This is a genomic window from Rhodococcus sp. R1101, from assembly GCF_000278445.1.
Lineage (GTDB): Bacteria > Actinomycetota > Actinomycetes > Mycobacteriales > Mycobacteriaceae > Rhodococcus > Rhodococcus gordoniae.
The window spans coordinates 1-395 of sequence record NZ_AJVB01000964.1; the positions used below are offsets into that span (position 1 = coordinate 1).

At 74.4% G+C, this 395-nt stretch carries 1 protein-coding gene; it reads left to right on the forward strand.

Annotated elements, in window-relative coordinates:
- Window positions 1-301 (forward strand): putative PEP-binding protein (locus R1101_RS29120; protein WP_037225507.1); only part of this gene is annotated, 301 nt, incomplete at its 5' end.
- Window positions 302-395 lie beyond the last annotated feature (94 nt).

Below are 395 nucleotides of genomic sequence, written 5' to 3' on the forward strand. Positions count from 1 at the left end.
CGCACTCACCGATCCGTGGCAACCCGCGGTACTCGCGTTGGTGGCCCGCGCGGCACAGGCAGGCACCGCCGCCGGCAAACCGGTGGGGGTGTGCGGCGAGGCGGCGGCCGACCCGCTCCTCGCGTGTGTTCTGGCCGGGATGGGCGTCACCTCGCTGTCGTGCGCGGCGTCGGCGGTGACGGGCGTCGGCGCCCGGCTCTCCTCGGTCCCGATGGACCGCTGCCGCGAGGCCGCAGAGGTGGTCCTCGCGACCGACGATCCCGTCGCGGCACGGGCCGCCGCCGCGAAACTGCTGGACTGAGCGGCACGACCGGGACGACCGGTTCTACGATGTCCTGTCGTGACCGAACGAGCGAAGACGACCGGACCCACCGCCACGGGCCGAGGGTGGGCAC